The organism is Streptomyces sp. CT34 (assembly GCF_000805335.1).
Taxonomy (GTDB): Bacteria; Actinomycetota; Actinomycetes; order Streptomycetales; family Streptomycetaceae; genus Streptomyces.
The window spans coordinates 7,777,397-7,786,966 of record NZ_KN708638.1 but is presented as its reverse complement, the minus strand read 5'-3'; the positions used below and the strand labels follow the sequence as shown (position 1 = coordinate 7,786,966).

Here is a 9,570-nt window from a genome sequence, read left to right as displayed (position 1 = left end):
GATGTCTCCTTCGCGGACGTCAGCTGAGGTCCTGGTCGAGGGCGAGGGCGATGAGCGCGTCGGGATCCATGGCGGCGATGTCCTCGTCGGACGCCTCGGGGCGCACCGGGTCCGAGGAGGCCGTGCCCGCGGGTTCGGCCAGGGCCAGCAGCGGGTCCAACAGCCCCGCCTCACGTAGCCGTTGCACCGATAGGGCGGCCAGGAGGCGCCGGATCTCCTCGTCTCCGCCGTCCGCCGCGGCGTCGGTCTCCGTTGGCTGCGGGGCGAGCCGCTCCAGCAGGAACTCGGTGACCGCCTGCGGTGTCGGGTAATCGAAGACCAGGGTGGCGGGCAGCCGCAGTCCGGTGGCGGTGGCGATGCGGTTGCGGAACTCGATGGCGGTGAGCGAGTCGAAGCCCTGGCCGCGGAAGGACAGCGTCGGCTGCCGGACCTCGGACAGCGGGCAGTCGATGACGGACGCGGCGGTGTCGTAGATGAGCGCCAGGACCGTCTTGTGCTGCTGCTCGGCGTCCTGCCCGGCCAGCCTGTCGGCGAGCCCGAGCCGCTCCGCCCGGGGTGCGGCCGTAGCCGCCCGCATGCCGGTGAGCACGGCCGGCAACTCGGTGGCGCGGCGGACCGCGGCCCGGTCGACGACGGTTGCCAGGACGTGCGGTTCGGTACGGGTCAGCGCGGCGTCGAACAGGGCCGTCGCGGTGTCCGGCTCCAGCGCGCCCATCCCGCGCCGCGCCATCCGCTGCGCGTCGGCTGCGCTCATGTGCCGGGTCAGGTCGCTGTCCAGCTCCCACCGGCTCCATCCGATCGACACCGTCGGCTCGCCCCGTGTGCCGCGGAAGTGCGCGTAGCCGTCCAGGAAGCCGTTGGCGGCGGTGTAGGGCGACTGGCCCGGATTGCCGAAGGCGGCGGTGGCCGAGGAGAACAGCAGGAACGCGTCCAGGTCGAGTCCGCGGGTCGCGGCGTCGAGGGCGATGACGCCCGCTGCCTTGGGGGCGAGTACGGCGGCGAGTTGGTGGGGGGCGACGGATTCGACGAGGGCGTCGCCGACGGTGCCCGCGGCGTGGATCACGGCGGTGAGCGGGTGCGCGGGGTCGGCGCTCGCGGCCTCGACGGCGGCCTCGACGTCCGCGACGCGGGTGGCGTCGCCGCGGCACACGGTGACCAGCGCTCCCGCCGCGTCGAGCGCGGCGCGCAGGTCGTCGCCCACAACACCGCTCCGGCTCATCAGGGCGAAGCGCCGGATGCCGTGCAGGCCCGCCAGGTGCCGTACGACCGCGTCGGCGACGGCCCCGGTGCCGCCGGTGATCAGCACGGTTCCGGTCGGGTTGAGCCGGCGGGGCAGGGTCAGGGCCCGCTTGCCCGTGTGCTGCGCCATGCTCAGGGTGCGGAAGACATCCTCGGCCCGGTGCACGGGCTCGGCGACCACCGGAAGCGGCTGGAGCGCGCCGGTGCGGAACAGCTCCAGCAGGCCGTCCAGCATCCGCCGTACGTGATCGGGCGCGAGACGGGTCAGGTCGAACGCCTCGTACCGAAGGGTCGGGTGCGCGGTGGCGAGGGCGATCGGATCGCGCGGGTCCGTCTTGCCCATCTCGATGAACCGCCCGCCCTCGGAGAGGAGGTCGAGCGAGGCGTCGGTGAACTCGCCGGCCAGCGCGTTGAGGACGACGTCGACCCCGCGTCCGCCGGTAGCAGTGCGGAACGTCGTGGCGAAGCCGAGATCGCGGGACGAGGCGATGTGGTCGTCGTCGAGTCCCATGGCGCGCAGGGTGTCGTGCTTGGCGGGGGCGGCGGTGGCGTACACCTCGGCGCCGAGGTGCCGGGCCAGTTGCACGGCGGCCATGCCGACACCGCCGGTCGCCGCATGGATCAGGACGCGCTCGCCGCCACGCAGCCCGGCGAGTTCGGCCAGGGCGTGGTACGCCGTGCCGAACACCACCGGCACCGTCGCCGCCTGTTCGAAGGACCACCCGTCCGGGAAGGCCGCCGCCAGTCGCGCGTCGACGGTCAGAACGGGGCCGAAGGCACCGCCGTCCGGGACGAAGGCCAGGACCCGGGTGCCGGGTTCGAACGGCGCGTCCGCGCCCGCCTCCAGCACCACGCCCGCGGCCTCGATGCCCATGACACCGGGGTCGGGGTACATGCCGAGGGCGATCAGCACATCGCGGAAGTTGACGCCGGCGCAGCGGACCGCGATCCGGATCTGGCCGGGTGCCAGCGGCCGGGTGTCGGCGTCCGTGGCGACGGTGGTCAGCTGGTCGAGGGAAGCACCGCCGGCGGTCAGGTGCCAGGCCCCGGTGCCCGAAGGCGGCCGGGTCAGCTCCCGCAACCGCGGGACCGTCGCGGTGCCGTCCCAGGCCAGCTCGGCCTCGTCATCGGCAAGCAGTGCCGCGAGGTCCTCCCCGGTCGGCTCGGCCTCCGGCGTCAGATCGACGAGCTGGATGCGGCCGGGGTGCTCCGCCTGCACGCTGCGGACCATGCCCACGACGGTCGCGGCGGCCAGCTCCGCCGGCGTGCGCGGGGCCCGCGCCCCACGGGTCAGCACGGTCAGCCGCTCCCCGTTGTCCTCGGCGTTCCCTTCGGCGCGGGCCGCCAGCCAGTTCTGAAGCTCCGTCAGAACTGCGGTGACCACGCCCGTCGCCAGGGCCGCGGCGTCCGCTGCTGCCGGATCCACGAACGCGGCCGCGTCGATCACCTCGCGCCGCACGCCGCCGTCCCGCGCCGCCAGGTCACGCACGGCCGGCGTGGTCACCGGCCCGAGCGGGGTGACCGGGGTGACGGATGTCGCGGGGACGGCGGGCGGCTCGTGGGTGTCCCAGTGGATCTCGTACAGGGGCGGTGTTCCGCCGGGCGCGGTCAGCGCGGAGTGGGCGACCGGGCGCAGTGCCAGGGATCCGATCGCGGCGAGCACGGCGCCGTCCTGGTCGGTGACGGTCACGGAGACCGACTGGGGGGCGTAGCCGGCCGCCAGCCGCACCCGCAGCACGCCGCCCTCCGTCACGCGGTGCGCGGTGGGGGCGAACCGTGCGTCGGCGAAGCTGAACGGCAGCAGCACCGCACCGGTCCCGGAGGCGTCGCCGCCCACGCCGGGGACCATGCCGAGCACCGCGGGGTGCAGGGCCGCGTCCAGCACGGCCGGCGGCAGCCCGGACCAGCGCGAGGACCCCTCCGGCACGGTGATCTCGGCGATCGCGGCCCGCTGCCCGTCCGGCCAGGCGCGGCTCACCAGGGCGAACGCCTCGCCGTACGTGTAGCCCCGCTCCCGCAGGCTGCCGTAGAGCACCGACGCCTGGAGGGCGCCCGCGCCGGGAACCGGGTGCGGGTCCGTGGTGGCGGGCAGCACTCCGAGGGGCGCCAGAACACCCGAGGCGTGCAGCGTCCAGTCCGCCGGCGCGGCACCTTCCTGCTCTCCCTGCGCTTCCCGGCCTTCCTGCCCTTTCTGCTCGGCAGGCCGGGCGTGCACACGGACCCTGCGGGCCCCTTCCTCCAGCGGGCCCACCGCCACCTGAACGCTGTGCTCGCCGGTCAGCAACAGGGGTGCGTGCAGCGTCAGTTCGGAGACTCCGTACGCCCCCAACCCCTCGGCGGCTGCCTGGGCCAGTTCGAGCAGCAGAGTCCCCGGTACGAGGGGTACACCCTCGACCGCGTGGTCGGTGAGCCACGGATGGGTGCGCGGGCCGACGACGCCGTTCGCCACGAACTCGTCCGTCCCGGCGAGGGAGACGAGCGGGCCAAGTACGGGGTGGGTGTGGGTGGTTGTGGCGGTCGTGGGGGTGAGCCAGTAGGTGGTGTGGGTGAAGGGGTGTGGGGGCAGCTCGACGTGGCGGCCGTGCCGGGGTGCGGGCAGAGGTGCGACATGCCCGTGGGCCCAGGCGGTGGCCCGGTGCAGGAGCAGGGTGTGTTCCTGGTCGGCGTCCCGAATCAGACTGGGCAGGATCAGCGCGTCCTCGCCCCGGCCGGCGGTCTCGACAATCTGTTCCAGGTTGGTGGTCAGGGTCGGGTGCGGGCTGATCTCGATGAACGTGTCGCAGGTCGCGGCGAGTTCGGCGATCGTGTCGGCGAACCGGACCGGGCTGCGCAGGTTCTCCAGCCAGTACTCCGCAGTGAGCTGCGTAGTATCCAGGAGGTCACCGGTGACCGTGGAGTGGAAGGACACATCGACCGCACGAGGCGCGGCCTTCGGCTCCCAGGCCAGCAACTCGTCGGCGATCGCGTCGATCGAGGGGTGGTGGGAGGCATAGGCCACCTTGATCCGCCGTGCCCAGACACCCTCCGCCTCGGCCCGGGCCAACAGCGCCTCCAGTTCCTCATCTGGCCCAGAAACCACCGTGCTGGAGGGCGAGTTGAACGCGGCGATAACCAGATCGCCGGTCAACCACGGCGATATTCGCTGCGCATCAGCGTTCACCGTCACCATGCCCGACCCGGCCGGCAGCCGCCCGATCGCCCGGGCCCGTGCCACCGACAACGCCAGCACATCCTCCAGCCCCAACGCCCCGGCCACATACGCCGCCGCAATCTCCCCCTGGGAGTGGCCGACCACCGCATCGGGCACCACACCCTGCGCCCGCCACCACGCCGCCAACGACACATTCACCGCGCACAACGCCGGCTGCACCACCTCCGTACGCGCCAACGCCCCCGCATCCCCCAACACCCCAAACAGATCCCAACCAGCCAGACCCCGCAAAATCTCCCGGCACCGCTCCATCTGCTCGGCGAACTCGCCCGGAATCTCCAGCAGTTCTCGCGCCATACCCGCCCACTGGCCGCCCTGCCCGGGAAACACGAACACCGTCCCCGACCGACGAGTGGCCCGCGCCCGCACCACTCCCTCCTGCGCACGCCCCTGCGCCAGCGCCTCCACCCCAGACACCAACTCACCCCAACCACGGCCCACCACCACCGCCCGGTGCTCGAACACCGACCGCTCCACCCCCAGCGAGTGCGCCACATCCCCCACCGACACACCCGAACCGGCCAACTCCCCCAACCGACCGGCCAAACGCCCCGCATACTCCCCCAACGCCTCACCACCACGCGCCGAAACCACCCACGCCACAGACCCGGGCTCCCCCACCCCGGACTCCTCCACCCCGGCCCCGGGCGAGGTAACGGCAGGAGGCTCTTCGAGGACAAGATGGGCATTGGTCCCGCTGATACCGAACGAGGACACCGCGGCACGACGTATCCGCTCCGCATCACCCCGCCACTGCCTGCCCTCAGTCAGCAACCGCAGGCACGAGCCCTCCCACTCAATATGCGAACTGGGAGACTGCGCGTGCAAAGTCCGCGGCAGATACCCGTGCCGGAACGCCCCCAACACCTTGATGATCCCCGCCATCCCCGCCGCCGCCTGCGCATGACCGACATTCGACTTCACCGACCCCAACCACAACGGCCGCTCACGCCCCGCGCCATACACCCCCTGCAACGCCTGCGCCTCAATCGGATCCCCCAACCGCGTCCCCGTCCCATGCGCCTCCACCACATCCACATCACCCGCAACCAACCCCGCATCCGCCAACGCAGCCCGCACCACCCGCTGCTGCGCCGGACCATTCGGCGCCGTCAACCCATTACTCGCCCCATCCGAATTCACCGCACTCCCCCGCACCACACCCAACACCGGATGCCCCGCCGCCAACGCATCCTCCAACCGCTCCAACACCAACACCCCAGCACCCTCGGCCAAACCGAACCCCGCCGCATCCGCCGAAAACGCCCGGCACCGCCCATCCGGCGACAACGCCCCCTGCCGCGAAAACTCCACAAACAACCCCGGCGAACCCATCACCGTCGCCGCCCCCGCCAACGCCAACGACGACTCCCCCCGCCGCAACGACGCCACCGCCAAATGCACCGCCACCAACGACGACGAGCACGCCGTATCCACCGTCACCGACGGCCCACCCAAACCCAACACATACGACAACCGCCCCGACGCCACACTCGGCGTCGACCCCGTCATGAGGTAACCCGAGACGCCCGCGGATCCGTGGGACAGTCCGGGGCCGTATTCGCCGGGAAACTCCCCTATGAACACGCCGACTTGTTCGCCGAAGAGCGTCTCCGGCACGATCCCGGCGTTCTCCAGGGCCTCCCACGAGCACTCCAGCAACAACCGCTGCTGCGGATCCATCCCCAGCGCCTCGCGCCGCGAAATCCCGAAGAACCCCGCATCAAACCCACCAGCATCCGCCACAAACGACCCGGCGGACACCACGTCCCCACCGAACACCCCCGCATCCCACCCACGATCCAACGGCACCCCCGACACCGCCTCACGCCCCGAAACCACCACATTCCACAAGTCCTCAAGACCCGCCACACCCCCCGCGAACCGGCACCCCACACCCACCACCGCAACCTCACCCCCGGCTGCGGTGGCATGGGTGTGCGTGGTCGTGCGGGCGGTCGTGCGCGCGGTGTCGGCGGGCTCGCCGGTGAGTTCGCTGCGGAGGAAGTCGACAAGGAGAGCGGGTCGGGGGTGGTCGAAGACGGCGTTCGCCGGGACGGCGGCGCCGGTCTCTTCGCTGAGCCGACCGGCCAGTTCGACGGCGCTCACCGAGTCGAAGCCGAGCTCTTTGAAGTTCTTGTGCTCATCGATGGCGTCGGGACCGCTGTGCCCGAGGACGGCGGCAGCGGTGGCCCGCACAAGGGTGGTGAGCCGCTCCTGGAGCGCCGAAGCAGCCGAGGCGTCGGCCCCGGAGAGCGGCGCGGGCTGTGGCGCGGGCAGTGGCGCGGGCCCGGCGTCCTGCTGTGGGGCGGCCCCGGGCACGCGCGCATCGGGCGCCCAGTACGGCGTGTGGGTGAAGGCGTAGCCGGGCAGCCGGGGCCGGTCGGCGGCGCGGGCGGGCACCACTCGGCGCCAGTCCACCGGCAGACCGCGGGCGTACAGGGCCGCGAGGGCGCTCATGAAGGTACGGGACTCCTCCGTTCCCTTGCGGAGCAGGGGGATGACGGCGGCGCCGGCGTCCTTCGCCGCCTCGGCCGTCATGGAGGTCAGGACGGCGTCCGGGCCCACCTCGACGAGCGTGCGCACGTTGTCCCGCCGGAGGAGGGTGTGCACGCCGTCGGCGAAGCGCACCGCCTCGCGCACGTGCCGGGTCCAGTGCCCGGTGTCGAGCACGGCATCGCCGGTGACCGTCTCGCCGGTGAGGTGGGACAGGAACGGGATGCGGGCGGGCAGGTTCTCGACGGTGCGCGCGATCGCGGCGAAGTCGTCGAGCATGGCGTCCAGGAGCGGCGAGTGCGCGGCGACGCCGACGTTGAGCAGGCGGGCCTTGCGGCCCTCGCGGGTCCAGCGCGCGACCAGTTCGCGGACGGGCGCGTCGAGGCCGGAGACGACGACGGAGGCGGGGCCGTTGACCGCGGCCACGTCGACGGTCCCGGCGTACTCGGCGAGCGCCGTCCGGACCTCGTCCTCGTCGGCCTGTACGGATGCCATCGAGCCGGCCGCCCCGGCCTGCTGCATCAGCGCACCGCGGGCCGCGACCAGGCGGCAGGCGTCGTTCAGGCGGAGCATGCCGGCGCAGCAGGCGGCGGCCAGTTCGCCGATGGAGTGGCCCGCGACCCGGTCGGGGGTGATGCCCCAGTCGGCCAGGGTGCGGAACAGGGCGACCTCGACGACGAAGAGGGCCGCCTGGGTGCGGTCGGTACGGTCGATGAGCTCGCTGCCGGCGCCCGGGCCCAGGAACAGCTCGGTCATCGACAGATCGCCGTAGCGGGCCGTGTAGCGGTCCATGACCGCGCAGACCTCGGTCAGGTGGGCGGCGAACGCGGGGTGGCGGGCGGCGAGTTCGCGTCCCATGCCGGCCCGCTGGCTGCCCTGGCCGCTGAAGAGGAACGCGACGGCGCCGGGCTCCTCGCCGGCCCGTCCGGTCACCACGTGGGCGGACGGCAGCCCGTCGCGCAGCGCCTGGAGCCCGGCACGGACCTCGTCCGCCGTGTCGCCGAAGACCGTCGCCCGGTGGTCGAACTCCGCGCGGCCGGCGAGGAGTTCGGCGGCCGTCGGGCCGAGGTCGGTGTCCTGCGCGGTGCGCAGGTGGGTCAGCAGCCGGTCGGCCTGGCCGAGCAGGGACGGCCGGCTGTGGGCGGTGAGGACCAGCGGCACGGGCAGGGCTTCCCTTGCGCCCTCCCTGGTGCCCACGCTTGTGCTTTCCCTGCTGCCCTCCGTGGGGCGGCCGGGGGCCGGGTCCGCGTCCGCCGGCCGGGCCGGGGCGGGGCTCTCGGCGAGAAGGACGTGGCAGTTGGTGCCGCCCAGGCCGATGGAGGTGACACCGGCCACCAAGCGCTCCTCGGGCCGCGGCCACGGGCCCTCGGCGACCGTTACCGACAGTCCGGACGCCCCGAGGTCGATGGCGGGGTTGGGCTGCGCGAAGTGCAGGCTGGGCACGAGCCTGCGGTGGCTGATCGAGAGGGCGGTCTTGATCAGGCCGAGGATTCCCGAGGCCGCCTCCAGGTGGCCGATGTTGGTCTTGACCGAGCCGATGGCGAGGCGGCCGGTGCGCCCGGGGTGGCGACCGAGGACGGTGGCGAGCGCCTCCGCCTCGACCGGGTCGCCGAGCCGGGTGCCGGTGCCGTGTGCCTCGACGTACTGCACCTCGGCGCCGGTGACTCCGGCGGCGCGGTGGGCGGCGCGCAGCAGCCGGATCTGGGCGTCGGCGTCGGGGGCGGTCAGGCCGTGCCCGCCGCCGTCGTTGTTTGCGGCGGACCCGAGGATCGCCGCGTACACCGGGTCACCGTCGCGCAGCGCCAGGTCCAGGCGCTTGAGCAGGACGATCCCGACGCCCTCGCCGCGGGCGAATCCGTCGGCCGCCGCGTCGAAGGCCCGGCTCTTCCCGGACGGCGACAGGGCGCCGATCCGCGCGGCGTTGACGGCGCCCGCCGGGGTGAGGTTCAGCTGCACACCGCCGGCGAGCGCGAGGTCGATCTGCCCCGCGAGCAGCCCGCTCACCGCGGTGTCCACGGCCACGAGGGACGACGACTGGGCCGTGTCGAGGACCATGCTGGGGCCGCGCAGGCCGATGAAGTACGAGATCCGGTTGGCGATGATGCCCCGGTTCAGGCCGCTCATCGCGTGGGTGTCGGCGCCCCCGCCGAGCAGCACGGCGTAGTCGGCGGAGGTGCAGCCGAGGAAGACTCCGGTCCGGGTGTCGCGCAGGGTGGCGGGGTCGATGCCGGCGTCCTCCACGGCGTGCCAGCTCGCTTCGAGTGCCAGGCGCTGCTGCGGGTCCATGCCGGCGGCCTCGCGCGGGGCGATGCGGAAGAAGTCGGCGTCGAAGCCGGCGACGTCGGCGAGATATCCGCCGAAGCGCGCTCCCGGCGCGGACCCGGCGCCGGCCGCGTCCGGGGGCCAGCGTTCCGCGGGGACCTCGCCGACCGCGTCGACACCACCCGCCAGCAACTCCCAGAGCTCCGCGGCCGATTCGGCGCCCGGGACGCGGCAGGCCATGCCGATGACGGCGACCTGGTGACGCGGGTCGGTGCCTCCGTCGTGCCGGTTCGTCGCTGCGGGGGTGCGCGTCATGACCTGTCGTTTCCTTCCACCTGGGACTGATCGCTCTGTGGTCCGCT

The 9,570-nt window shown here is 73.2% G+C and carries 1 protein-coding gene; it reads right to left on the bottom strand.

What is annotated here, in order from left to right:
- Nucleotides 1–19: 19 nt before the first annotated feature.
- On the bottom strand, nt 20–9,523 hold the full coding sequence (locus tag RZ84_RS33770) for a type I polyketide synthase (RefSeq protein WP_052230358.1): 9,504 nt from the start codon (nt 9,521–9,523) through the stop codon (nt 20–22).
- Nucleotides 9,524–9,570: the final 47 nt, after the last annotated feature.